The organism is Candidatus Tisiphia endosymbiont of Thecophora atra, assembly GCF_964026395.1.
Taxonomy (GTDB): domain Bacteria; phylum Pseudomonadota; class Alphaproteobacteria; order Rickettsiales; family Rickettsiaceae; genus Tisiphia.
In genome coordinates, this window is record NZ_OZ032145.1 from 1,678,343 (window position 1) to 1,703,466 (window position 25,124).

Annotated in this window: 23 protein-coding genes; 9 read left to right on the plus strand and 14 right to left on the minus strand. The window is 32.9% G+C overall.

The annotated features are described in order from the left end of the window. Positions 1–133: 133 nt before the first annotated feature. Positions 134–952: a folate-binding protein gene (locus AAGD45_RS07925; RefSeq protein WP_341761348.1), complete on the minus strand. Its 819-nt coding sequence runs from the start codon at positions 950–952 to the stop codon at positions 134–136. Positions 953–1,085: 133 nt separating this feature from the next. On the opposite strand from AAGD45_RS07925, the gene AAGD45_RS07930 reads away from it, so the two are divergent. After that, positions 1,086–1,889, plus strand: a complete 804-nt coding sequence (locus AAGD45_RS07930) for an RMD1 family protein (protein ID WP_341761349.1) — start codon at positions 1,086–1,088, stop codon at positions 1,887–1,889. A 492-nt stretch (positions 1,890–2,381) separates the two neighbouring features. Here the strand turns inward: AAGD45_RS07930 and der are convergent, their stop codons facing one another. Continuing rightward, a complete protein-coding gene (der, locus tag AAGD45_RS07935) occupies positions 2,382–3,728 on the minus strand; it encodes a ribosome biogenesis GTPase Der (protein ID WP_341761350.1) in 1,347 nt (448 codons plus the stop codon). 552 nt (positions 3,729–4,280) lie between these two features. Between der and phaZ the strand changes: the two genes are divergently transcribed. Together phaZ and AAGD45_RS07945 are read left to right on the plus strand one after the other, a co-directional pair. Further along, positions 4,281–5,528 carry a polyhydroxyalkanoate depolymerase gene (gene phaZ, locus AAGD45_RS07940; RefSeq protein ID WP_341761351.1) on the plus strand — a complete coding sequence of 416 codons (1,248 nt, stop codon included), beginning with the start codon at positions 4,281–4,283 and terminating at the stop codon, positions 5,526–5,528. Between the two features lie 75 nt (positions 5,529–5,603). Then, positions 5,604–7,697, plus strand: coding sequence for a hypothetical protein (locus tag AAGD45_RS07945; protein WP_341761352.1), 2,094 nt, complete (start codon positions 5,604–5,606; stop codon positions 7,695–7,697). 319 nt (positions 7,698–8,016) lie between these two features. Here the strand turns inward: AAGD45_RS07945 and clpP are convergent, their stop codons facing one another. From clpP to AAGD45_RS07970, 5 genes are all read right to left on the minus strand, one after another. Continuing rightward, positions 8,017–8,619 carry an ATP-dependent Clp endopeptidase proteolytic subunit ClpP gene (gene clpP, locus AAGD45_RS07950; RefSeq protein WP_341761353.1) on the minus strand — a complete coding sequence of 201 codons (603 nt, stop codon included), beginning with the start codon at positions 8,617–8,619 and terminating at the stop codon, positions 8,017–8,019. A gap of 196 nt (positions 8,620–8,815) precedes the next feature. Further along, positions 8,816–9,787 carry a stomatin-like protein gene (locus AAGD45_RS07955; protein WP_341761354.1) on the minus strand — a complete coding sequence of 324 codons (972 nt, stop codon included), beginning with the start codon at positions 9,785–9,787 and terminating at the stop codon, positions 8,816–8,818. An 85-nt stretch (positions 9,788–9,872) separates the two neighbouring features. Beyond that, positions 9,873–10,886 (minus strand): efflux RND transporter periplasmic adaptor subunit, encoded by a 1,014-nt coding sequence (locus AAGD45_RS07960; RefSeq protein ID WP_341761355.1) that lies wholly within the window; start codon positions 10,884–10,886, stop codon positions 9,873–9,875. Beyond that, the gene (locus AAGD45_RS07965; protein WP_341761356.1) at positions 10,862–11,623 is read right to left on the minus strand and encodes a DUF2608 domain-containing protein; all 762 of its coding nucleotides are present in this window, start codon (positions 11,621–11,623) and stop codon (positions 10,862–10,864) included. The genes AAGD45_RS07960 and AAGD45_RS07965 overlap by 25 nt, the downstream gene beginning before the upstream one ends. Then, positions 11,620–12,384 (minus strand): alpha/beta hydrolase, encoded by a 765-nt coding sequence (locus AAGD45_RS07970; RefSeq protein WP_341761357.1) that lies wholly within the window; start codon positions 12,382–12,384, stop codon positions 11,620–11,622. The genes AAGD45_RS07965 and AAGD45_RS07970 overlap by 4 nt, the downstream gene beginning before the upstream one ends. 24 nt (positions 12,385–12,408) lie before the next feature. Here AAGD45_RS07970 and AAGD45_RS07975 point away from each other — a divergent pair, with 24 nt between their 5' ends. From AAGD45_RS07975 to acpS, 3 genes are all read left to right on the plus strand, one after another. Then, entirely contained in the window at positions 12,409–13,575 is a 1,167-nt protein-coding gene (locus AAGD45_RS07975) for a glycosyltransferase family 4 protein (protein WP_341761358.1), read from the plus strand. 386 nt (positions 13,576–13,961) lie between these two features. Then, positions 13,962–14,354: a DNA-directed RNA polymerase subunit omega gene (rpoZ, locus tag AAGD45_RS07980; RefSeq protein ID WP_341761359.1), complete on the plus strand. Its 393-nt coding sequence runs from the start codon at positions 13,962–13,964 to the stop codon at positions 14,352–14,354. Continuing rightward, the gene (gene acpS / locus AAGD45_RS07985; protein ID WP_341761360.1) at positions 14,351–14,734 is read left to right on the plus strand and encodes a holo-ACP synthase; all 384 of its coding nucleotides are present in this window, start codon (positions 14,351–14,353) and stop codon (positions 14,732–14,734) included. The genes rpoZ and acpS overlap by 4 nt, the downstream gene beginning before the upstream one ends. Here the strand turns inward: acpS and sucD are convergent. From sucD to ctrA, 6 genes are all read right to left on the minus strand, one after another. Next, on the minus strand, positions 14,731–15,609 hold the full coding sequence (sucD, locus tag AAGD45_RS07990) for a succinate--CoA ligase subunit alpha (protein WP_341761361.1): 879 nt from the start codon (positions 15,607–15,609) through the stop codon (positions 14,731–14,733). The genes acpS and sucD overlap by 4 nt on opposite strands. Positions 15,610–15,637: 28 nt before the next feature. Continuing rightward, on the minus strand, positions 15,638–16,798 hold the full coding sequence (gene sucC, locus AAGD45_RS07995; protein WP_341761362.1) for an ADP-forming succinate--CoA ligase subunit beta: 1,161 nt from the start codon (positions 16,796–16,798) through the stop codon (positions 15,638–15,640). A 610-nt stretch (positions 16,799–17,408) separates the two neighbouring features. After that, positions 17,409–18,245, minus strand: coding sequence for a DMT family transporter (locus tag AAGD45_RS08000; protein ID WP_341761363.1), 837 nt, complete (start codon positions 18,243–18,245; stop codon positions 17,409–17,411). 272 nt (positions 18,246–18,517) lie between these two features. Then, entirely contained in the window at positions 18,518–19,192 is a 675-nt protein-coding gene (locus AAGD45_RS08005; RefSeq protein ID WP_341761364.1) for a DUF5394 family protein, read from the minus strand. 24 nt (positions 19,193–19,216) lie between these two features. Next, on the minus strand, positions 19,217–19,567 hold the full coding sequence (locus AAGD45_RS08010; protein WP_341761365.1) for a hypothetical protein: 351 nt from the start codon (positions 19,565–19,567) through the stop codon (positions 19,217–19,219). A 67-nt stretch (positions 19,568–19,634) separates the two neighbouring features. Further along, on the minus strand, positions 19,635–20,393 hold the full coding sequence (gene ctrA / locus AAGD45_RS08015) for a response regulator transcription factor CtrA (RefSeq protein ID WP_341761366.1): 759 nt from the start codon (positions 20,391–20,393) through the stop codon (positions 19,635–19,637). Between the two features lie 587 nt (positions 20,394–20,980). Here ctrA and AAGD45_RS08020 point away from each other — a divergent pair. Further along, positions 20,981–21,937 (plus strand): transposase, encoded by a 957-nt coding sequence (locus AAGD45_RS08020; protein ID WP_341761367.1) that lies wholly within the window; start codon positions 20,981–20,983, stop codon positions 21,935–21,937. Positions 21,938–22,085: 148 nt separating this feature from the next. Here AAGD45_RS08020 and AAGD45_RS08025 read toward each other — a convergent pair whose 3' ends face one another. Next, the gene (locus AAGD45_RS08025) at positions 22,086–23,855 is read right to left on the minus strand and encodes an ABC transporter ATP-binding protein (RefSeq protein WP_410521068.1); all 1,770 of its coding nucleotides are present in this window, start codon (positions 23,853–23,855) and stop codon (positions 22,086–22,088) included. 125 nt (positions 23,856–23,980) lie between these two features. On the opposite strand from AAGD45_RS08025, the gene AAGD45_RS08030 reads away from it, so the two are divergent. Both AAGD45_RS08030 and AAGD45_RS08035 read left to right on the plus strand, forming a co-directional pair. After that, a complete protein-coding gene (locus AAGD45_RS08030; RefSeq protein ID WP_341761368.1) occupies positions 23,981–24,238 on the plus strand; it encodes a DUF2671 domain-containing protein in 258 nt (85 codons plus the stop codon). Between the two features lie 112 nt (positions 24,239–24,350). Beyond that, positions 24,351–24,857, plus strand: coding sequence for a copper chaperone PCu(A)C (locus AAGD45_RS08035; RefSeq protein WP_341761369.1), 507 nt, complete (start codon positions 24,351–24,353; stop codon positions 24,855–24,857). Positions 24,858–25,124 lie beyond the last annotated feature (267 nt).

Here is a 25,124-nt window from a genome sequence, read left to right on the forward strand (position 1 = left end):
GAATTGGGCAAAACACGACAACACTCTACCATAATAATCAAAAAAGTAACCAAGTAATGACCAAGTTATAGCTAACCCGTTTAGGTTCTAGGAGTACAACTGTCAAAAGTGACTCCTCGCAATGACAAAATAGTTAACTATAACGCCAAGGTGGAACAACCAAAGAAACAGGTAAGTTTTTTACAGTAATAGCTGTATTTTGTAATGAATAATAATCATCCTCTCTAATTAAAGCTATTGCCATGTTCTGATAAATCGAACATATTGTACCAATTTTTATATTATTGGCAATAATCTCATCATCTTTTGCTATATCTGAACTGCCTGTATTAATGGAATCTATGTTAACGGATAATTTAAATATTTTTTTCCTTACTACTCCTTGGTATTTTGTTCTTGAAATAACTTCCTGTCCAATATAGCAACCTTTGGTATAACTTACAGCATTTAATTCCTCACAGCCATATTCGAGCGGAATGGATCTGTTGAAAATTAGATCCTCATACCCATCAACTATGGCAAAATTATATTTATCTTGCAGGTATAGTCTTGCTGTTCCTGTAGTTATTAGTACATCTTTACTAACAATGGAACGAAAGCCTAGTTGATCATAACGAGGGTCTTTGTATCCATTAAATTCTAGCTGTTGTTTTGAGTAAATAACCTGATAGATGTTAGTTAAGTCATTCACTTCAATTTTAGCACGTAATTTATACCGCACTAAGTGATTTTTAAATAAATCAGACTGATTAACATTTATATCAATAAAAAACCTTGTTGCTGATAGTTTTAATACAAAGAAATCAAATAAATACCTTCCTTGATTACTTAGAGCATAACTATAACAATAATTATTATTTTTTATATCATTAGTTGTCAAATTATGCAAGAAATTCATCGCATCATCACCAAAAACTTCAATAATTGCTCTATTTGTTAATATTTCATACATAATTACCAACTATGATATTTTAATTGACTTTAATAAGTTTTATAATACTATATTATACTGATGCAACAGTTGTTTGCTATAAATTATTTATTATATGAGATGTGCTTCCTACTGTACGACTTCTGAATATAAGATGAATGACTTAGTAATAAATCTCAATAAGATTGGTCTTGAACCTAAACACTTCGATGATGTACTATATATTCAAAAAGAACAAGCAAAAAACTTAGACCCTATAGATGTTTTCTTTTTCCCATTTGGCTGTGTTACTATATGGGGAGCTGAAGAAAGCCAAGAAAAAATGATCCTAGAAGACATAGTAGCTCTGCAAGCTAATAGTATTCACGAGATAATGTCTGACTTTATCTATTTTGATTATGATGAAACTACAGGTAAAACTTTTATAGATGAAGAAAAAAACCAAATCATTCTAGCAGATAAATCAACTTTTATAAAATTATCTATATCGCATGCTTTAGCTCAGTCAGTTAAGCTTAGTGTACTAGAGAAATCAGTAAGTAATTTAATTGTAAAAACAACGCCAATTCAACAAGAACTAGCCAGCACTGGCAGTGTATCACTCTCAAAAAAGGAAATATCTCAACAAATTGGCATATTATTTAACGAACGATATTCCATTAATTTACACAGCGATATACTAGATACTCCTGAATTTTTTTGGCGTCGTCCTAGTTATGAACCTTTATACTTAATGACTGCAGAGTTTCAAGATATTCAAATTCGTCAGAATATTCTTAACCATCGGCTGAATATGATCCATGAACTCTACAATATTTTGTCAAATGACTTAAACTATAAGCACTCAACTAGACTTGAATGGATCATTATAATATTAATTACCATAGAAGTTGTACTATCCCTTGTTCACGATAAACTCTTTTTCAAAATAATTGGTTATCTTCTGAATAAAATTTAATTGACTCTATTTACATAATCTCACATAGGTTTAATGTGAGAAAGAACTAGCTAGAAGCGATGTCATCCCTGTGAGGGTTGATGTCATTCTCAGCAACGGCGGGAATCTAAAAAATAGCAAAGATACATGTAGTAAGATATTCTAGATCCCTGCCTTCGCAGGGATGACATCGACCATTACTTAAAACTTACACGCTTGGTAAATTCAGATTATTTAGGCTTAAAATTTGAATTTATAATTTCTGATAGTTTTTGTCAACAGTAATCCTATGACTTTACATCAGGGTAATTTAAAAGTCATAATTAATAGTTGTTATAGATATAAATTCAACCATCATCGATGTCATTCTCAGCAACGGCGGGAATCCATAATACTTGACAGTCTTTCAGGCTTATTTTTTTAGATTCCCGCCGTTGCTGAGAATGACATCGAGTGCATATTAAGCACTTTTTCCTTTATCTATTAGGCTTGTAGCCCGACTTTTAAATTACCCTACTTTACATATGGATTCTCAGTTTTAGTATAAGTAAATCTTATTGGCACACCGGGTAAATTAAAAGCTTCCCGCAAGTTGTTTACAAGGTATCTAGTATAACTATCCGTGATTTTCTCAGGATTATTAGAGAATAGTTTAAAAGTTGGTGGGCGAGTTTTTGTTTGGGTCATATATTTAATTCTAACACGTCTGCCACCTTTTTGTAAGGGCAGCGGATGTTGCTCGAGTGCAAAACCTAACCAATTATTCAGTTTACTGGTAGCAATTTTTTTATTCCATAAAGTATAAATTTTTATAGCCTCATCTAGTACCATATTAATATTCTGCTTTTTTAGGGCTGATATGAATATTATCGGCACTCCTTTAACTTGCGGTAGATTGGTTTCCATCTTATAAAAAAATTCTTCCTTAAATTTATCTTTATTTTTCCCTTCAATTAAATCCCACTTATTAACTACTATAAGCAGGCTTCTACCTTGCTCTATAACATAACTGGCAATATTCAAATCTTGTTGCTCCAAATTCGTTCGTGCATCAACCATCAGAATAACAGTATTAGCAAACTTAATACTATTAATAGTATCAGAAGCTGATAATTTTTCTAAGGACTTGTTAATAGCTCCCTTTTTTCTTAGACCAGCCGTATCAATTAATTTAAATTTATTATCATTATATAGCCAATCAATTTCTATAGATTCCCTTGTTATACCGGCTTCAGGCCCTGTTAACAATCTTTCATTGTCAATAATACTATTAATAAAAGTAGATTTTCCTGCATTTGGTCTACCACTTACCACTATTTGTATATAGTCAGCCTTTATTGGGTCGATTAATTCTTCCTCTAGTTCCTCATCCCCTAATTTCTCAGTTATTGCATCGTGTAAATCTGCCATACCAACACCATGTTCTGCAGAAATTGGCACTACATTATCAAAACCAAGCTTGTAGTATTCTTTAGCAAAATCAAACCGTCCTTCACATTTATTGACAATCAACACAGATTTTTTATCATACCTTCTGATAAAATTAGCAAAAAACTTATCTTCCGGTAATACGCCATCCTTACCATCCACCATAAGGCATAGCAAGTCTGCTTCTAGAATCGCTTCTACAGTCTGTTGCATCATTCTATATTCTAATTTTTCACCGATTGCTTCTTCTAAACCAGGAGTATCAATTACCATGAAATCGAATGGTCCAATTTGAGCATCAGCGTATTTTCGATCACGTGTTACCCCCGGGAGATCATGTACGATAGCCTTTTTCCTGATAGCCAAACGATTAAAGAGCGTAGACTTCCCTACATTGGGTCTACCAATAATCGCCACAATTTTTTTACGCATCACCTTTATATTATCATAATAATTAATTAGCACTAATAGACATCTTGCATAATTCTACTTCTACAAGAGATGGAAACGATGTCATTCCTGCGTAAGTAGGAATCTAAAAAGATAAGCCCAAGAAGACTCTTGGACTTTTCTAGCCCCCGCACTGAAGCAGGGGTGACATCGAAGGTGCAGGAAGTCTATTACTTAAATATACTCAAATCATTTGAATATTGCATATTTGAGTATATTATTAACACTTAATTATATAAAATTAAAGCATAAATAACCTCAGTTCGATATAAGAATCATTAATTCTTATATCGAACTGGCTTTGTTATAAGGGAAAATGCACTCTTGAAGCGGCTGACGCGAGTGCATTTTAACTTTTTTCATCATTCAATATGTGATTTTAATAATTAAAATCACATATTGAATGGAGTGTTATATTTTAACAATCAGGTGTAGAACCGCTTCAAACCTGATTATTTCTATATATAATACTGAATTCGATGTAACAAGTTACATCGAATTCACGTATAAACATACTTCTAAAGGACAAATATTATGCATAATGGCAGTTCTAATAATCTTTATTATACACTAGAAGGCTTTAAAACTATGCTTATTCCAATGCGAGCGAACATAGAAATTTTAGAGCAGTGGTTTAAAAATAGTAATAATCCTGTAAAAAATAGCGGCTACGCTCACGTTATGTTAGCATATTTGACGCTTGCTGAAAGGATGACTAGAACATATAAGAAGCCAAAATTTAACATTAATGAATGTATTATCAATGGTACATCTTATGTCGTTAAAGAAAAAACAGTTGCGACTAAAACATTTTGTCAATTAAAGCATTTTAGCAAAATTGGTATTAAGCAGAAGAGTATGCCAAAGTTATTAATAATCGCTCCAATGTCAGGACACCATGCTACCTTACTTAGGGACACTGTAACTGAAATGCTCCCCTACGCAGATGTATATATTACAGATTGGCTTGATGCAAGCACTATACCTAATCAACTTGGTAAATTTAACTTAGATGATTTTATAGACTACTTAATTGAGTTTATGACGCTTCTAGGACCAAATCTGCACACTATGGCAGTATGCCAACCAACAGTTCCCCTTCTAGCTGCCATTAGTATAATGTCTGCAAATAATGATGTAAATGTGCCGCGGTCAATGACTTTGATAGGTGGACCTATTGATGCAAGGCTTAATCCTACAGATGTTGACTTGTTTGCAATCCATAAAAGCATGCAATGGTTTTGCCAAATGGTGATTACATCCGTCCCCTTTAACTATCCTGGTTACGGAAGAAATGTCTATCCAGGATTTTTACAACTTATGGGTTTTATCAGTTTAAATATTCCTCGGCATATCAATTCGCATTTGGATTTACTACAAAATTTGCTAGATGGCAACCTTGAAAAAGCTAATCATACCATAAAATTTTATGATGAATATTTAGCCACTATGGATATAACATCGGAATTCTATCTGCAAACAATACAAGAAGTATTTAAAGATTTTGCTCTTGCCAAAGATGAATTTGTCTCAAAAAATCGTAAAGTTCATTTAAAAAATATAACAAAATGTGCTTTACTAGGCATCGAAGGTGAGAATGACGATATAGCTGCGGTTGGACAAACTAAAACTGCATTAGATTTGTGTTCCGGTATTCCTATGACAATGAAAAAATATCATTTACAAAAGGGAGTTGGACATTACGGCTTATTTAGTGGTAGCAAATTTAAACAGTTTATTGTACCGATAATTAGGGATTTTATATATAGTTGTCAAAATTAGACTTCTAATGCAAAAAAGTTATTGCATTAATTATTAATCCGTTTATAACGGTTCAATCAATTAAATGCAAATTATATGAGCAAAATAAAATTCCAACTTTTACCACAAGAAAAAATTAAAGCAACTCTTAATTCACTTGCTTTACTTCCAACAAGACAAAGTAATAAAGCTTTTATAGACAATATTTGTTCTAATGCTCATCCTGAAGTGTTAATGGAACTAATTAAGAAAAAAATGTTGGGAGATAATACAGAACTAACAACAGAATATTTGCTTGTTAATTTATGTTCTCATCAAGAATATAGGGGGAGGCAGTATACATACAACAAATCATTTGCCAAATTTATTGAAGACTATGCCAATATTAAAATTGGCAAAATTTATCCAACTGATCCAAGCATCACATTTAAGAAACCAAATGATAATATAGTAAAAGTAATCTCTATCAAAAATAGTTTAAATATAAGTCAAAGTGAAAAGATATGGACATCTTATGCCGAAGCATTACTAAACTTACACAACTATAAATCAAAAAACACAGTAATAGCTAAAGAGATATCCTATATAAAAGAGTCTTTCTTATCAATTATAGATTCTATAGATAAGAATGATCTGTTTATTGAATTATTGTATGATTTTACCAAAGTTATTGGATCAATGGATCGAGATACTTTAACAGTAATTCGTAATAAGCAACTCTTTAAAGAGTCAATAATACTTTCCCAAAACTTAACACAGTATTTTATTAATATTCATAATATAGGAGAGGCAAAATATTTTTTAAACATTACAGATCAATTAATACGTTCTTCTCAACTTCATGAGATTGATAAACAAGAAGATTTTAAAGTATTACAAGCCCATCATTACTGGAATAATGGAATGCTGCTAATGCTTGAAAATAAACACTTAGAAGCTACAGATTATTTTGAAAAATATTATCAATATAATGCTGATCAAGCTACTGTCACTAATTTATATAGTCTATACACTACAATAGGAGAATATAATAAAGCAGAGGCTCTATTTAATAAACATCCAGATACGTTACCTTGTGTAAAGATGATGAAAGATGTTTTAAATAACGAAGAATATACTGATTTGCAATTAATAAAAGATTTCTGTTATACAGATAAGTACAGTATAGTTATTATCAATCTTAAATTGGCTATATTATTAAATGATGAAGAACACATAAAATCTTATAGGTCAATATTAAAACATCAGATAGTAGCACAAAAAGAAGAGTTTAACAAAATCTCCCCTGAATTTCAGGCAGAAGCTAAATTATTATTAGATAATCGTGTTGAAAATGTCAGTGCAATTATAAAAAAGCTTAATCCTGATATAACATCAGCACTGTTTTTTAAGCTGTCAGTATTATATTCTGATATTTCCAATTATAACATTGCCTTAAAATATATAGATCTAGCTATATCCTATAAATCAAACGATCCTTTATACTTATTTCACAAAGACATTTTAGAATTTCATAAGGAACTTTCTGAGAATTTTAACGAATCGTATCCGGAAAAGCAAGCAGAAATTGAACATAAAGAACTGAATGAAATAACTCTAAGTAATGACGAAGAGTCACAGATAGAAAAAAGAGTTACAAAAGAAAAAACTAGACCAACACAAACTTTGCCTTCGTATGATGATATAATTGATAGCTGTGACCCTCAAAAAATAGACCAATACTTCAAATTAAGTAAAAAAATTCTTTTAGAACAATCGATAAATCCGGTTAATAAAGATAAAGATGCTGGATGGATAATCAATGCAGAGACTAAAATTAAGTTATTAGATGCAATTAATATATTTCCTAATTTATACGCTGCTATTGATTCTAGTTTAAAATTAGATATTGATCTTAGTAAGTGGGAGAATATTCTAACAAAAGGTTTTACTTCAAGAAAAAATGCTGAAAATGGTATTAAGTACTTAAAGCGTGGTATTTATGAAGCAAAAGATTGTAGTAGTGATGTCAGATTAGTTGCTTCTAAAACTTATATAAACGAAGATAACAAAAAATTAATGTTATTTACTAACCAAATGAGTCATAAAGAAGTAACAAAATATATAGAAAATACTACTTACGAAGAGATTTATTGTACTAATCATAATAACGAACCGCAACTAATAGGAGCAGCGTCAATGGATGAGTAGGAGTCAAGGCTCAGTATAATGTCATCCCCGCGTAAGCGCATAGGCGTCAACTTAAGAGCGTAATGATTGAACATGTATAAACAAATTAAACACAGCCGTCATCGCGAGGCATCGTTAGATGCCGTGGCGATCCAGATAAACAGCGAAGCTGTTTTTTAGAGTAACGCTTCGCGTATCTTAGATTGCCGCGTCGCCGCTTGCAGCGGCTTCTCGCAATGACGTTTAGGTTTGATTTACTTATACATACTCAATCATTACACTCTTAAGTTGACACCTATGCGCGTAAGCAGGAATCCATAACATCTAACGGCCTTTTAAACTATTTTCTTACTAAGATTTTTGCTCTATCGGTGATAATTTCATCAACAAGTCCAAAAGATTTAGCTACTTCAGGATCCATGAAATTATCACGTTCCATACTTTTTTCAATAGAATCTAGTTCTTGCCCTGTATGCTTGACATATAAGTTATTGAGCATTCTTTTTAATTTCATGGTTTCTTTAGCATGAATTTCTATATCTGTAGCTTGCCCTTGGTAACCACCTGACGGTTGATGGATCATTATACGACTATGTGGTAGGGAATAACGCATACCTCTCTCACCAGCAGTAAGCAACAGAGACCCCGCGGAGCAAGCCTGCCCTATACAAAGAGTAGAAATTTTAGGTTTAATATATTGCATAGTATCATAAATTGCCAAGCCAGAAGTCACAACACCACCAGGAGAGTTAATATACATAAAAATATCTTTTTCTGGATTTTCTGCCTCTAAGAATAGTAATTGTGCAACCACCACATTGGCCATATAATCTTCAATTTGACCACAAACGAAAACGATGCGTTCCTTTAATAACCTAGAATAGATATCATAGGCTCTTTCCCCTCTAGGGGTTTGTTCAACTACTATAGGCACGTATGTCATTAAATTTTCTCCTAAATTTATTGTAACCTGATTATTGTAACCTGAGTTCAATATAACTTGTTATCAGTATAGTCCCTGTTAGGGTTGATATATTACCCCTGATGCACCTTCGATGCCCCCTGCCTATGCAGGGGTGACATCCGAAGGTGCTTAGAATAATAATTATTTTTATGTCGAATTCAAGTTAAATAAGTAATTACTCATTAGCACTCGTTTGTTTCTTCATAGAAGATTCCTTAGACAATTTTTTATTGCTCACTGATTTTAGCTGATCAAAAATACTTAAAGCTTGAGTTATAAAACTCCCTGGTTCAGAAAGATTTGCTGGAAGAATTACTGTATTACTATCTTTGGCTAACTCACCAAAAGCATTTATATATTGTTCAGCAATTTTTAAAGATACTGCGTCATTACCCCCAGACTTTTGAATAGATGCAGCAATAACTTCAATACTTTTAGCAGTAGCCATTGCTACTAATCCTATTGCCTCAGCTTCACCTTTAGCTCTATTTACTTGGTCAATATAGGAAGCTTCAGAATTTAATACAACTTGAGCCTTCTCACCTTCTGCATGGTTTATTTTTGCTTGTCTATTGCCTTCTGAATCCAAAATTTGAGCTCGTTTCTGACGTTCTGCTGCAACTTGTAATTCCATTGCTTTAAGTATTGTTTGTGGTGGCTGAATATCTTTAATTTCATAACGCATACATTGTATCCCCCAATTTACTGCAGCTTGGTTAATAGCAGACACAATAGCAATGTTTAACGTTTCTCGTTCTTCAAAAGTCCTATCTAATGGTAATTTACCTATTTCTGAACGCATGGTGGTCTGTGCAAGCTGTGTGATGGCATAATATGGACTATTAACACCATAAGATGCAGCGACTGGATCAACAATTTTTACATATAAAACACCATCTATTAATAACGTAACATTATCATTTGAAATAGCTGTTTGAGCAGTAACATCAATAGCTTCTTCCTTCAAGGTGTGTTTATAGGCTACTCTTTGAATCACTGGTATCAAAATATTCAATCCGGGCTGCAAAACCCTATCAAATTTTCCAAACTTTTCTACAACCCATGCTTGTTGTTGTGGTACAACCTTAACCATCTGTACAATAATAAGAATTGCCACGATACTACAAACTAATAATATATATTCCATTTTAATCCTCTGTTAATTTAATCTTAGTTCGGTGACATCGTTCGCAGTTGATGCTTAACAATATAACTTGTTACATGAATTCAGGTTAATCTAACAATTTGACGACGTTACCATCATAAATCTTAGTAATCCCTTCCAATACCACCATATCTCCTTCCCTAATTTCGCTTGAGATAATCTCTGTTAAACCATTTAAACTAGTGCCAAGTTTAACATAAAGTTGTTGTACCTTATTGTCATTGAGTTTATATACAAAATACTCACCTTTATTATTACTCTGTACCGATTGATTAGGCACAGCTAAATTCCTATGTTTGTTAAGAATTAGATCTATATTTACATAGCTTCCATGCACAATATTACTATTAGAATCAACGATAATTTTAGCACTTATAGTACCATTATCTGAAACATATTGTGAGATTTCAGCAATTTTTCCATTAATTAATCCACCCTTATTATCGGTTATCACTAAATTAGTGGATTCTGATACCTGATTATAAAGCCCCTCAGGTAGCTCTATTAAAATATTATTAGTAGTAGAATTTTGAGCAATAATGCTAAAAAGATAATCTCCTTGTTTTATCTTATCCCCTATTTTGGATTTTATTATACCAATATATCCATCAAATGGAGCTATAAGAACCATATCGTTGTAACTATTCATTGCTTTAGCAAAAGCAAGCCTAGCTTCTTCTAACTCGCTGCTAGATTTTTCTAGCACATCACTACTAATATATTTTTTGGCAAGTAATTCCTTGTTACGGCTATAAGAAGCCATGGCTTTTCTTAAAGAGACTTCCGCTTGTGACTTAATTGACATAGCTAAATCTTGGTCAATAATAAGTAAAACATCACCTTGATGGATCTTACCTCCTTGGGAAGTAGATACTAAATCAAGTCTACCAGAAACATTTGCATAATAATCACGGCTCATACCACTCTTACATTGTCCTATAACGCTGAAAACATTATATAAATCAGCCATTTGTACTGTAGTAGCTTTTACCCCAATAGTTTCTTGTTCTTCAGCTATAACACAGCAAGAAGTAATGCATATACACAAAAAAATAATTATAGTCTTAAATCTGTTATCCAACGATGTTCCTTCTCTAAAATCTCAAAACGAATTTTTTCACTTTTTTCATCTAGTTCTGTTTCCGGGATCAAAGAAGCCCCGTCAAATTCAAAACCATAAAAATTAATCTGTAATTTGCTACATATTTTTGCCACTGACTCAATATTTTCTAAAATATCGTCCACAAATATTATTGTTTTAGGATAGTAGTTTTTTTTGTGTAAAATATTCTCTAATACTGCACCTTTATCAACATCGGCTGTCAGAATCACCCCTTCTTTCATCATTGGTATACCACCCCCAATATGTAATTCATCAACTAATATTTCCTCTTTTATCGGAGTAGATTTCATAAAATCTATATTTATCCCTTTAAGCTCTGTAAGACGCCAATCGGTAAAATCCTCAATAACACCAAATTTCCCTGTATATAATTTGGTCAGAGCAGCAGTTGGGATTTGCATCTTCCATAATCTACCTAGTATATCAGTTATATTATAGTCCACTAAGCGAATAGTACGATTTTTTAAAATAATACTGAATAAAAGATGTCTTTCTTCTCTCGTAAGACGGTTTTTGCTTTCAGTACGCCACTGCCGTCTATAAGGATGAGTTAAGCGATATTCATCTTGATCCATGATAAGTACGTCATCTACATCAAAAAGCACCAGACTATCTTGATCTAGCTTATCTATTACTTCCGATATTTTTAAAAAATCGGAAACTTTAGTTGTTTTAGCAAATATATGTTTATTCATAGTTCTAATGATAAGTTTATTATTTCTTCCAAAGAATTAGCTATTATAGCTAAATCTGATTCTCGTACAAGAGTATGAACTCCATCTTTTATTAATTTCACCACTACCATATCACTAGTAATATTTTCTACAAGGTTATTTGAGATGGTGTAAGGTACGTCCTCATCTAGCATCCCGTGAATTAAATGAATAGCCCCCTTAAGCTTAATACTATTTGCATTTAGTAACAAGTGATTTCTAGCTTCGAGTATTAATTGATAACTTATTGGATATTTATCGTTGCAATTACGCCCACCAACCTCAAGGTATTTTTGTTGTTGCATTTGTGTTTTTTGCATTTCAGTTAAATTTTGCCAAATAGTTTCTGTAAAATCTAGGGCAGGAGCAATACAAACAAGACCACAAACTTTACTAGGAAATTTTATAGCAGCAAGAATGGCTAACCAACCACCCATGCTAGAGCCTATGATAATAGCTGGTTGCACTACAAGTTTATTTAAAACTAGTTCAACCCCTGTAAGCCAAGATCCAATCGTTTCATCTAGAAATCTACCTGATGATTCTCCATGACCAAAATTATCAAATGTGATAAAATTATAATCACGTTTTTTACAGTAATTCTCAAGAAACATAGCCTTTCTACCATTCATACCCGACATCAAGCCATGCAAGAAAATTACCGAGGGCATATTTTTTTTACTACTTTCGTGATGATTGTAAGTGATAAATCTTTTCTTTTCTGTATTATATATTTTACGCATCTAAATTAATTATGTAAAAGATTAATGATTTCATCAGATTCACCCAAACGATATCATAAACCCACCATTTTGCAAGTAGTTCCAGCTTTATCCTCTGGTGGAGTGGAGCGAGGAACAATTGAAGTGGCTAAAATGTTAAAAAAAGTTGATTATAATGTTATTGTAGTTTCATCTGGTGGTTCATTGGTTGAAGAATTAGTAGCGGCAGGAGTGCCACATATTTTTATGAATAGTGCTACTAAAAATCCTTTAACAATATGGAAAAACGCAAGAATTCTGTCAGAAATAATTAAGGAATATAACGTAGATATAGTGCATGCAAGATCGAGAGCTCCAGCTTGGAGTTGTTATATGGCGGCAAAGGCTACAGGCGTCAAATTCTTAACAACATTCCACGGAGTCTACAACATCTCGAATCCTTTCAAACATTTTTATAATAGCGTCATGGTCAAAGGCGAAAAGATCATAGCTGTGTCTAATTTTGTAAAACACCATATATTAATTAATTATCAAATCCTAGAAGATCAAATTGTTGTAATATGTCGAGGGGTAGATTATCGTTATTTTGATCCAAAAAATGTTACAGAAGAAAAGTTACTAAAACATAAAAAGAAATACGGTATATCTAACAACACTCCTATAATATTGTTACCATCAAGAATGACCAGTTGGAAGGGGCATCTTACCCTTGTTGAAGCACTTGGCAAATTAAAACATCTAGATTTCTACTGCCTAATGGTTGGAGATTTATCCAAACATCCCAATTTTACCAACCGAGTAAAATCTCTTATAAACTTATTGAAACTACAAAGTAAAATTCAAATTTTTGGTAATGAAACTGATATGCTCAGCCTTTATGGTATTTCAGATATAGTAATATCTACTTCAATTGAGCCAGAAGCATTTGGTCGAACTATAACTGAAGGACAATCAATGGAAAAGCTAGTAATTGCTACAAATATAGGTGGAGCTATTGAAACAATATTAGATAAAAAAACTGGATTTCATGTCAAACCAAACGATGCTGTTGATTTAGCAGAAAAAATCGAACATTGCTTATCTATACTCAAAACCAATGAAGGTAAAAAAATACAACAAGCAGCAAGAAAAGCAGTAATCGATAATTTTTCCCTTGATTTAATGCTTAGTAAAACCTTAGATCTATATAAAAAAATGCTCAAAAAAACATAATATTTCCCCCTGTTCTTTGTAGTTCCCTTATATCTTTCCACCTGTAGCTATGATTTTTAAACTACCCTAGAGAGCCAGGGTAATTTAAAAGTCGGGCTGCAAGCCTAATAGATAAAGGAAAAAGTGCTTAATATGCACTCGATGTCATTCCCGCGTAGGCGGGAATCTAAAAAAATAAGCCTGAAAGACTATTAAGTAATATAGATCCCTGCCTTCGCAGGAATGACATCGGTAGTGGTTAAACTTGCATCTGTAGCAACTAGTGATTGTGACTTTTAAATTACCCTGAGAGAGCCAATGAAAATTCTATTCTTGAAATCTACTAATTATACTTTATACTGGTTCGTTATTGTATATATATCTTGTAAAATTAAAAAGAGAATATTATGGCTAGGATAACGATTGAAGATTGTGTTGGAAAAATTCACGATAGGTTTAAGCTTGTAGCTTTAGCTGCTCAAAGAGCAAATGATATAAATTCCGGTAGTAAAATGACTATTAATAACGTGAAAGGTGATAAGGCAACTGTGCTGGCATTACGTGAAATAGCTGCTGGTCATATAACGATTCCAGCCCTAAAGGCACAATTATTAAAACGTCTTCGAACAAAAAGCAGAATCGATCCTATTGATGAAGAAAATACTGATGCTTCTCTTGATACTGCTGTAGAAGAGTTTGATTATTTACCAAGCGGCTCAGATCTTTGTGTTACTGAAGACTACTCTGATTTAGATGATCAAATATTTGATGATAATGCTAGTGATGATGAACAAAAATGATTATTGGTGTTGGTACAGATATAGTACAAATTCCAAGAATAGAAAGGATCTTAAACCTATATGGTCAGCGTTTTATAAACATAATTCTTTCTAAAACAGAAATACAAAAGCTAACTTCTCTAAGCAAAGACCAGCATGGTTGTTTTTTGGCAAAAAGGTTTGCTGCGAAAGAGGCAGTTAGCAAGGCTCTTGGTGTTGGAATTGGGAGGGGCTTACGATTTAAAGACATCTCTGTACTAAATGATGCCTTAGGAAAGCCCCTTGCCCAAATTTGTCATCCTGAAAATCCAAACAAATTTGGACAAATCAAAATTCACTTGTCCATTTCAGACGATTACCCAATTTCTGTAGCTTTTGCAGTCATTACCTCTAAGGTTTAGAGGTTTTTTAATAGTTCAAACATAGTTTTCCCAATATCAGCTGGTGATCTAGTGATAGTAACACCTGCACTTTGCAACGCCTCCAACTTATCTTCAGCTGAACCCTGTCCATTAGAAATAATTGCACCAGCATGCCCCATTCTTTTACCTTCAGGAGCAGTAACACCAGCAATGAAACTAACTATTGGTTTTTTAATCTTTGAGCTTTTTATTAATTCAGCAGCCTTTTCCTCAGCATCCCCACCTATTTCACCAATCATAATAATTGATTCTGTTTCATCATCTTGCAAAAACATTTCAATACAATCAACAAAATCGGTGCCGTTAACTGGATCTCCACCAATACCAATACAGGTAGATTGACCAAGACCAACAGCTGTAGTCTGTGCTACTGCTTCATAAGTCAAAGTACCGGACCGGGATATAATTCCTACCCTGCCTCTCTTATGAATATAACCAGGCATTATACCTATTTTGCATTCATCAGGAGTAATAATGCCAGGACAATTTGGTCCAATTAATCTAGTTTTTGATCCGATTAATGCCCTTTTGACCTTTATCATATCAAGTATCGGTATTCCCTCTGTAATACACACTACCAAACTAATTCCTGCATCTATAGCTTCCAAAATTGAATCAGCAGCAAAAGGTGGTGGGACATAAATAACGCTGGCAGTAGCCTTAGTTTTTGCAACTGCCTCATGTACTGTATTATATACAGGTAGATCTAGATGAGTATTTCCACCTTTTCCAGGAGTTACCCCTCCTACCATTTTAGTACCATAACTGATGGCCTGCTCAGAATGAAAAGTCCCTTGAGAGCCAGTAAAACCTTGGCAAATTACTTTTGTATTTTTATCAACTAATATTGACATATATGCATTTTCCGTATTTTTATATGAATTATTTTACTGCATCGACGATCTTAACAGCAGCATCACCTAAATCATTTGCAGCAATTATTTTTAAACCAGAATTTGCTAAAATATTTTTACCTAATTCAAAATTGGTACCAGCTAAACGTACAACCAGTGGAACTGTAATGCCAATCTCTTTCACTGCAGCAATAATGCCTTCGGCTATTATATCACAACGCATTATACCACCAAAAATATTAACTAAAACCCCTTGTACATGTGAATCTGATAAAATTATTTTTAGTGCTTCCGTTACTTTCTCACGATCAGCCCCACCACCAACATCTAAAAAGTTTGCCGGTTCAGCACCATAAAGCTTGATAATATCCATTGTAGCCATAGCTAGCCCAGCCCCATTCACCATACAACCAATAGTACCATCCATCTTAACATAACTAAGACCAAGGCTAGCTGCTTTTATTTCAAGAGCATCTTCTTCATCATCATCCCGCATATTTAAAATATCAGGATGTTTAAATAGTCCATTATCATCAAAGTTAATCTTGGCATCAAGTGCCAATAAACTACCATCAGCTTTTGTTATTAGTGGATTAATTTCAATTTGGTTAGCATCAGTTGCTATAAAAGCTCGATAGGTTGACTCAACAATTTTCATCATTTGTTTTGCCTGCTCATTCTTAAAGCCAAGCTTGTATGCCATTCTACGACAATGAAATGGCTGTATGCCTGTTGCAGGATCAACTGATACTTTAATAATTTTCTCTGGAGTATTATGAGCAACTTCTTCAATATCTATCCCACCTTCAGTAGAAGCTATAAAAGTTACCTTGCTATTACTACGATCAAAAACGGCACTAAAATAATATTCTTTTAAAATATCACACCCAGATTCAACATAGAGATGGCGAACCTTTTGGCCCATAGCTGACGTCTGATGAGTTACTAAGTTAATGCCAAACATTGCGTGTGCTGCTTTCTTTGCCTCTTCTTTAGTTCTTACAACTTTTACACCACCAGCTTTTCCCCTACCACCTGCGTGGATTTGGGCTTTAACCACATATATTTCTGCTTCTAAACCATCAATTAGCCTATCGATGTCTTCTTTTTGCAATATTACAACTCCTGTAGAAGTAGGTATACCATATTGCCTCAGAATCATCTTTGCTTGGTATTCATGAATATTCATTTTTATAATTCTTTTAATAATTTAATCCTAGGTTCTTATACTACAAATGTTGCCAATTTGTAAAGCTTCATTTACTACTTGTTAGACGTTAGTAGTTTTGGGGGTATCTAAAATTCACCAATGTTATCCCTGCGAAAGCATAAATTACCCTCAAATATTGATGTATAGTCAATTGATGAGAAGTTGGTGACGTCGTCTTCGATCGCTCGCCTATTACATATAGGCGTTGCTCCATCGCTCCTAGCACCAAATCCTCCTGAATTGACTATAATAAATTAATAGTAAGCTCAAGTAATCATCACCATTAGGGGGGATATCACCCCTGCAAAAGTAGGGGTCTAAAAAAATAGCATAGAAGACTATTTAAACTTTTTTAGATTCCTGACCGAAGCGGGAATGACACCCTAGGCTATTAAACCTATGTCTTATACCATTTCCCAAAACTAAATTGCTACTCGGAGTACGAGTGTCGAACACCGGAGCGTACAACTAGTACGTGAGGAGCGTAGATCATGAAGTACGACAACGTGATGATTAGTTTTCGGAAATGGTATTACATCAATATTTGAGGTTAAACTAATAGATATATTCATCTTACTCTACTTTTTGCTTACGATTTTTGTTTCCTAGATATATATACTCCACTTGAAATTATTATTATTGCTCCAATCATTGAGAAAATATCTGGTATTTCCTGCCATATAACTACACTTAAAATTAAAGAAAATACAACGCTACTATAAGCTAGTATACTCATTTCAGTAGCTAAACCAATTTCTAATCCCTTATTTAATAATATTTGGTGTAAAAGCATCAACAGAGCGTTGGTTAATAGCAATATCCAATCCTTTGAAGAAACTTGTGTTATATTAAAATCCACTAAAAATGGTAACATAATAAGAGAGGAAATCCAAAAATAATACACTAATACTCTATCTGATGTCTCCGTTTTTAGTAAGTTGTGTAATGATATAATAGTTAATGCCATAAATATTCCGCTAAATAATCCAAAAACGGCTCCTAAATTTATAATTTCTACTGATGGCTTCAGTATTAATAAACAGCCAATAAACCCAATTATTGCTAAAAATAATAGATCATTTTTGATAGATTTATCAGTAAAAATACTCGTTATTAGCAGCACCCAAATTGGAGACAAATTCGTAAGTGTACTAACATTGAAAAGAGACAAGTAATTTACTGATGAAAACACGCAATACCAACATGCTGTACCCAATAATCCCCTTGTAATTAATGCACAATATCGCTGTGATACTATTAATTGACCACGAGACCTAATAATTTTTGGTAAAAAAAAGATAGCGCAAAGAAAGAATTGTGAAAATACAACTAGAGAAATAGGTATACTACTATTAAGAGATTTTACTATACTAGCTTTCATTGCTCCAAGTCCAAATGCACTTAAGATATACAATGTTGCTTTCATAGTGGTTCTACTCTAATGAATTGATTTTACGAAATTTCTAGGCATTCGCGCATATACTGCTCGTAAATGAAGAGTTGGTAGACGATAGTATAACTTAAGAGCTAGGCAGTAGCAAAGTCAAGCGGCGTAGCGTACATGAGTAACGGAGCAGCGGATATCTTTGGTCGCGGGAACACCAATTCTTGAAGTTCTACCTGAGTATACTTCTCCTACTTCAATTGGAGCGTAAAACAATCCATAATGGCTAACTCTATGGCTAACTCTCGCATTAATCAATAAATTGTCCTACCACTACCTTTAAAATTCTGATGAGCCTTATCTAATTTTTTGATAAATTCTGGAGAATAAGATTTAAGATCACTTTTCGATCCACCCTCATATTTTTTAGCTAGATCTATCCCCCCTCTAATCATATTATAAGCAAAATTTTCTTCCTTTGTTTCTCCAGCTATTCTTTTAGGGTTCATGAACTTATAAACTTGGTATAAAGCAAAATTTTTCACTAAACGTTTTGCTTCCAATCTAGATTGATTACTTATGCCTTGTAGCTTATCTTTTGATTTTATCAAACCTCGGTTAGCTTCTTTTACCAATTGTGAATGTTGTTGCATTAAGTAACTACTTACTTCAGCAACATTCTTACTAACAAGGTTCTCATCAATTTTAACACCTAATTTTCCTAATTTCTTGTATTCAAGTTTACCTAAATATTTTTTTATTAATAGGATGATCTGTGTTTGTAATTTTGTTAGATCCATTGTTTGCTCGTTAAGACAAGCCAATATTTGTTCTATTTCCTGCTCGAAAGCATCGTTGTTACTTAACTCATTGAAAATTTCCATCGCCTCATCAGATCCAAGTTCATCATCAGTGATGCCTACTAATGCATCCTTAATTTGGTCTGCCAATTTTCTAGAGTCCTGTGGTTTTTTGTCATCTGTTTCCATTTATTAGTCCCCTGTTTACGAAATCTATTCTTGAGTAGTAAAATGTCCTCTATAAGTTCGGTACAACATGACTCCCTGATGTTTTTCAATTATATTTCGGCACAGTAAGGCTGAGTCAATAGATTTTTGTTTTTTAGTAAATTTATGTTCTTTTTTGAGACATAACTCACTTATACTAATATTTTGCCAAATAAGTCCATCAAAAATTTTTGCTTTAATATAACCACTTGACTTTAAGTTATCATAATCTCCTTTGTTAAGACTCAATGCATCATCATTTAATAAAAGCTTAACATCCCCAACATTTGGTGCTGGTATAGGATCAACATATTTAATATAGACTTTACCGGTTAATTCTATCTTGCTAGGTATCATAATGCTTTATCTATATTAAATTAAGTTCCTGTCATATCTTTGATAAAAATCACAATCTATTTTATTATCACGACTCTTTGTTATCTTCCATCTCTGATTCTGATGGTTCAATAACTTCTCCTTGAAAATGATGCAATAGTGTTTCTTGTTCATCATATTCTTTCAACATATAACCACGTCCCCATACTGTATCAATGTAGTTTGTACCACCAGCAGCATCAGCTAATTTCTTACGTAATTTGCATACAAATACGTCTATAATTTTAATCTCCGGCTCATCAACACTACTATAAAGATGGTCTAAGAACATCTCCTTATTCAGTACTGTTCCCCTACGTAAGACTAATAATTCTAAAATAGCATATTCCTTATTCGTTAAATGAACCCTTGTTCCATCAACTTCTACAATTCTAGTATCAAGATGAATACTTACCTTGTCAAACCTAACCACTGACTCAGAATGTCCTTTAGAACGACGAACAATTGCATAAATACGAACAATTAACTCTTCGCGGTTAAATGGTTTTGTGATATAATCATCTGCCCCACACGTAAGTCCTTTAATTTTTTGATCAACTGTAGTAATACCTGATAAAATCAGTATAGGTGTTTTTACTTTAGCAGAACGTAATCTCAGTAGGACTTCGAATCCACTAATATCTGGCAGCATCAGGTCTAAAATAATTAAATCATAATTATAAATTTTAGCTATTTCTATTCCTTCTGTACCAAACTCCACCACCTCACAAATAATTCCTTCTGAAGCTAACGTTAATTCAATAGAACTAGCTATATCACTATTATCTTCTACTAACAGTACCCTCATAACATTTCTCCCATTAACAAATTTTTCTATAATATTAATTTATTATTCTTTATTACATATCTATGTTCTCATTTTATCTCTATAAGAGCAAGTAATTTTATCAAAATAAGATACAAGTAACGCGAATTTGGGATAAGAATTTGTCAATTCTTATCCCAAATTCGGTAAAATTATAGAAACAATCAGATTTGAGACGGCTCTGCATCTGATTGTTTCTATAATTTTATGGTTAACTCACCTTACGCCCCCATGGCAATTTAAAAGTCATAGGGAAAACAGCCTAGCGTCATTGCGAGGAGCTACTTTGTGGCGACGAAGCAATTGTAAGTTAAAAGTATGATATAATAGATATTGAAGTCAATGTAAATAATGATTTATACTGACTTATAAGGGGGTATTACAGCGATAGTCATTAATAATACTAAATGACTATCGCTGTGCAGGCGTGAGCGACCGTGAAGCAATTGGTTTTAAGATCGTATAGATCCTAGTACTCTAGCCCAAATCCCCGAGACGTTTGAATAGTTGATTGGGATGCCTTTGCACGCCCGCTTACAATCGTAAACATTAAAAGTCTTCGAGGTATTATGCTATTATACAATAATTTTATCGGTCTTGATATAGGAAAATTCAATTTTGTTGTTGCTATTCATGGAAAAAAAGAAACTAAAGAATATAATAACAACTCTAATGGAATAGCTGATTTTATCAAGGATTACAAAAAAGAGATTAGTTCTGCATTGTGTGTTTTAGAAACTACTGGTGGATATGAAATGGAACTATTACTAACGCTTTGCAATCAGGGTTTTGCTGTACATAGAGCCAATACTCGTAAAGTTAAAAACTTTATTAGGTCTTTTGGTAATGCAGCTAAAACTGACAGTCTTGACGCTAAAGCTCTAGCACTTTATGGTTTTGAACGATCAGAAAGATTAGAGCTATTTAAAGTACAATCTAAGCAAGCTTTAAACTCGTATGAATTAGTAGGACGTAGGAACGATCTTAAACAAATGTTGATTGCAGAAAAAAATAGGTTTCAGTCCCCGAGAGCTGATTTAATCAAGTCTAGTTGCGTTAAAATGATCGAAGTACTAGAAGAGCAAATTGCATCTATTACTAAAGAAATAGACGACTTAATAGCAAAAGATAAACTCTTGCAGGCTAAGAAAGAAACTCTACAAACTATTAGTGGTATAGGCACAGTAGTATCTAATGAGCTTATAGCTTTGTTACCTGAACTTGGTACATTGAACCGCAAACAAATAGCATCATTAGTAGGTGTTGCACCAATATCTAATGATAGCGGTAGATATAGCGGATATAGACATACAGGTCATGGTCGAAATTTTGTTAGACCTATGTTGTTTGTAGCTGCTATGGCTGCTAGAAATTCTAACTCTGAACTGAAGGTATTTTATGAGAAATTGATCAATAGAGGAAAAAAGAAAATGGTGGCGATGGTAGCATTAATGCGTAAAATCATTGTGATTGCAAATGCTAAGTTACGTGATTTAACTAGCTCTGCACAAGCAATAAAAATTTAAACCAAATTTATTTAAATTTTTATTGCGAACATAGTTGATCTAATGAATGTGGATTGCCACTACACTCACGTGGTCTCGCTAATAGACGTCTTGTACTTTTCTACAATTTTTAAATGCTATACGTAAGGTGAAATAATCAGCAATTTCTTTAAATTATTAAGCCTTTTACTTGTGATTTCCATAGTTTTTTGTACAATTTACTGTTTTTCAGTAATTCCTCATGTTGTCCATCTTCAACTATGCTACCTTCATTAAAAACCAAAATTCTATCCATATTCAACAAAGTTGATAATCTATGAGCTATAACTAATACAGTTTTATTTTGCATTAAGTAATATAGAGAATCTTGTATCAACTCCTCAGTCTTACTATCTAGACTACTTGTTGCTTCATCAAGAATTAATATTGGAGCATTCTTTAATATTGCCCGTGCTATTATTATTCTCTGCCTCTGACCACCTGACAAGTTATTACCCCTTTCACCACATAAGCTTTGGTATCCTTCTGTTAGGCTCTCAATAAATTCATGTATATGAGCTAGTTTTGCTGCCTCTATTATCTCTTCTAAGCTAGCATCTTTTTTTCCATATCTAATATTATCCATGACTGTCCTATGAAATAGGATTGGTTCTTGCGGTATTATACTAATATTTTCTCGTAAAGAGTCTTGAGTTACATATCTAATATTTTGCCCATCAATTAGAATTTCTCCTTGGTCTATATCGTGCAACCGTGTAATAAGATTAATAAAAGTTGTTTTTCCTGAACCAGAAAACCCTACTAATCCGACCCTTTGTTGACTCAAAATTGTAACGGATTTATTCTCAAATAAATTATTATTATGATAATATTTAAAACTAACATTTTTAAATATTATCTCACCTTTTGTAACCTTTAGAAGATGGGCATTCTCAATATCTTCTATAATATGAGGTTTCATTAATGATACACTTTGATTAAAAGAACCAAACTCTTCGAACATATCTCCTACTTCCTGCGTTAGATCCCAAATTTCACTACTAACCGTTATAGATAAAGTAAGTATCAACACGCAATCTCCTATAGTTATTTGCATTTGACTACGAAGTTGAGCTAGATAATAAACCATTATAAAAATCATTATAGAACAAGCTATGCCTAGTACAATACGTAGCTTAAACATAAAGAGTTGCATAATTTGTTCATTAACTACAGCATCATCTATCCTTACTTCTAGATTCTGACGTTCAAATTTATGAGAAGTAAACATCCGTATTGCACCAATATTTGCAATTGCATCAACAATACTGCCAGCAACTACTGATTTGCTTCGTGCATAATTTACTGAATATTTGTTTATTGTACTTGAACAGATAACGCTAGTGCCTACAAAAACACAAATATGTATAAGGAATATAGTAGCAAATATTTGATGTACACAGTACATTGTTCCAAGAGCAAAAACAATTATAGCTAGTTTGTATAGAATTTTCTCTCCAAATAAAGACAAAACCATTTCAAAAGATCTAGCCCCTTCAGTAATACGATTGGTAATATGACCAGCAAGGTTTTCTTGAAAAAATCTATGATTATGATACTGAGTGTAATTATACATTTCGTCTAATATCTGAGCTTTGATATATGGCATGGTTTTTAGATAAATATAATCATAAATTCGCCACATAGTATTTACACATACCCACCAAAATGCATATATTATTGCCCAAAACAACATGGAGGAAGGTAGGTCTTTAACTGTTTCATTAGAAAAAGACTCAATCAAATTTATAATTTTTTGTAGCAACACACTATCAATAGCTGGTATCATTCCCCGTATTATGCATAACACCCCTAAAATAGTTAGTTTAATTCTTCTTTTCTTTAAAAAATAGAAAAATAACCTTATTGCAGACTTTGAAAAATCAAAACCTTCTAACACAGCACACACCTCATTACAAAAAAAACTAATTAGACTAAATAACCTAAACTAATCTAACAACAAACTCTTGCCACCTTATTACTAAACTGTTATAAAAACGTACAGAATATCTGAAGTTGTTTAGAATGAAAGAAAAAAACGTACCTATTTTGAATACCCCAACTAAGAACACTACAAGCTCATTAGATACTGATAATAATCCCTTTTTTAATGTTAGGTATATTTGTCAATCAGCGACTCTAATTACCGAATCTATACAAAAAGGCTTTGATGTTGCCCAGTTACCTAATGGAGATATTACAGTTACAGAAATTAAAACAGTAAATGTTCACTATCATTGGGATTCTTTTAAACAAAGATTTGTTAAAGTAAGCCAAAGTTAGCATTATACACTATAAATATATTATTTTTTTGCAAAATATACTTAGTGTATGTATAATATGTTATATAATTAAGTGAATCGATTGTGTAATTAATTTAATTTATGGTAATAATATGCTACTTAAGAACATAGTAACCTTCATTGCTGTTACTTTATATTTTAGCCTATCAATATGTTTTGCAACTACCACACCAAGTAATAACAATCCAGCAGCATCATTAGAAGCATCAGCTCCTACTGCATCAACTGAATCTATTAAAATATTAAATGCTTGGGCAAGACCTTCTACCACTGCTAGCAAAAATAATAATTCTGCAATATATTTTGAGATTTTTAATGACTCTGACCTCGATTATAATTTGGTAAATGTTTCTTCAGATATAGCTAACAAGGTTGAATTACATAAAAGTTTTGTTGATGAAAAAGGGGTTAGCAAAATGGTAAAACTCGACAAGCTAGTCATCCCAGCTAAAAGTAGTGCTATTTTACAACCGGGTGGTATGCATATTATGCTCTTGGATCTAAAAACTATACTAAAAGTTGGTGATAACTTTGATTTATTCTTATATTTCGATAATGGGCTTCAGAAAGTTGTTCAAGTAGAAGTAAAAACAAAGTAGTTAGTCGTTCTTATAATGTAATGGATATTTGCCTTATATGCCAGCTATCGTTAACTCTAGTATCGGTAATAGTCTAGATGTCATCCTACGCTGGTAAGCCTTCCTTGTTTGTTGTTCCCATTCTTTAGATCATCCGAGTATACTCTTCTGCTCCTACGAATTGTTTTTTGAAAATGTCATGGATTCGCATGCTCACCATTCATTTTCAAATTCAATTCTTCAAATCATTTGAGTATATACGCGAATCTCCTACAGTTTTGCGAAACT

What these genes read in the sequence shown, in the direction of transcription:
- AAGD45_RS08035 (WP_341761369.1), top strand. Translation starts at nt 24,351, where the DNA reads ATGCTACTTAAGAACATAGTAACCTTCATTGCTGTTACTTTATATTTT.
- AAGD45_RS08005 (WP_341761364.1), bottom strand. Translation starts at nt 19,192, where the DNA reads ATGGAAACAGATGACAAAAAACCACAGGACTCTAGAAAATTGGCAGAC.
- rpoZ (WP_341761359.1), top strand. Translation starts at nt 13,962, where the DNA reads ATGGCTAGGATAACGATTGAAGATTGTGTTGGAAAAATTCACGATAGG.
- AAGD45_RS07925 (WP_341761348.1), bottom strand. Translation starts at nt 952, where the DNA reads ATGTATGAAATATTAACAAATAGAGCAATTATTGAAGTTTTTGGTGAT.
- AAGD45_RS08000 (WP_341761363.1), bottom strand. Translation starts at nt 18,245, where the DNA reads ATGAAAGCAACATTGTATATCTTAAGTGCATTTGGACTTGGAGCAATG.
- AAGD45_RS07930 (WP_341761349.1), top strand. Translation starts at nt 1,086, where the DNA reads ATGAATGACTTAGTAATAAATCTCAATAAGATTGGTCTTGAACCTAAA.
- der (WP_341761350.1), bottom strand. Translation starts at nt 3,728, where the DNA reads ATGCGTAAAAAAATTGTGGCGATTATTGGTAGACCCAATGTAGGGAAG.
- phaZ (WP_341761351.1), top strand. Translation starts at nt 4,281, where the DNA reads ATGCATAATGGCAGTTCTAATAATCTTTATTATACACTAGAAGGCTTT.
- AAGD45_RS08020 (WP_341761367.1), top strand. Translation starts at nt 20,981, where the DNA reads ATGCTATTATACAATAATTTTATCGGTCTTGATATAGGAAAATTCAAT.
- ctrA (WP_341761366.1), bottom strand. Translation starts at nt 20,393, where the DNA reads ATGAGGGTACTGTTAGTAGAAGATAATAGTGATATAGCTAGTTCTATT.
- sucC (WP_341761362.1), bottom strand. Translation starts at nt 16,798, where the DNA reads ATGAATATTCATGAATACCAAGCAAAGATGATTCTGAGGCAATATGGT.
- AAGD45_RS08010 (WP_341761365.1), bottom strand. Translation starts at nt 19,567, where the DNA reads ATGATACCTAGCAAGATAGAATTAACCGGTAAAGTCTATATTAAATAT.
- acpS (WP_341761360.1), top strand. Translation starts at nt 14,351, where the DNA reads ATGATTATTGGTGTTGGTACAGATATAGTACAAATTCCAAGAATAGAA.
- AAGD45_RS07975 (WP_341761358.1), top strand. Translation starts at nt 12,409, where the DNA reads ATGATTTCATCAGATTCACCCAAACGATATCATAAACCCACCATTTTG.
- sucD (WP_341761361.1), bottom strand. Translation starts at nt 15,609, where the DNA reads ATGTCAATATTAGTTGATAAAAATACAAAAGTAATTTGCCAAGGTTTT.
- AAGD45_RS07965 (WP_341761356.1), bottom strand. Translation starts at nt 11,623, where the DNA reads ATGAATAAACATATATTTGCTAAAACAACTAAAGTTTCCGATTTTTTA.
- AAGD45_RS07970 (WP_341761357.1), bottom strand. Translation starts at nt 12,384, where the DNA reads ATGCGTAAAATATATAATACAGAAAAGAAAAGATTTATCACTTACAAT.
- AAGD45_RS08030 (WP_341761368.1), top strand. Translation starts at nt 23,981, where the DNA reads ATGAAAGAAAAAAACGTACCTATTTTGAATACCCCAACTAAGAACACT.
- AAGD45_RS07955 (WP_341761354.1), bottom strand. Translation starts at nt 9,787, where the DNA reads ATGGAATATATATTATTAGTTTGTAGTATCGTGGCAATTCTTATTATT.
- AAGD45_RS07945 (WP_341761352.1), top strand. Translation starts at nt 5,604, where the DNA reads ATGAGCAAAATAAAATTCCAACTTTTACCACAAGAAAAAATTAAAGCA.
- clpP (WP_341761353.1), bottom strand. Translation starts at nt 8,619, where the DNA reads ATGACATACGTGCCTATAGTAGTTGAACAAACCCCTAGAGGGGAAAGA.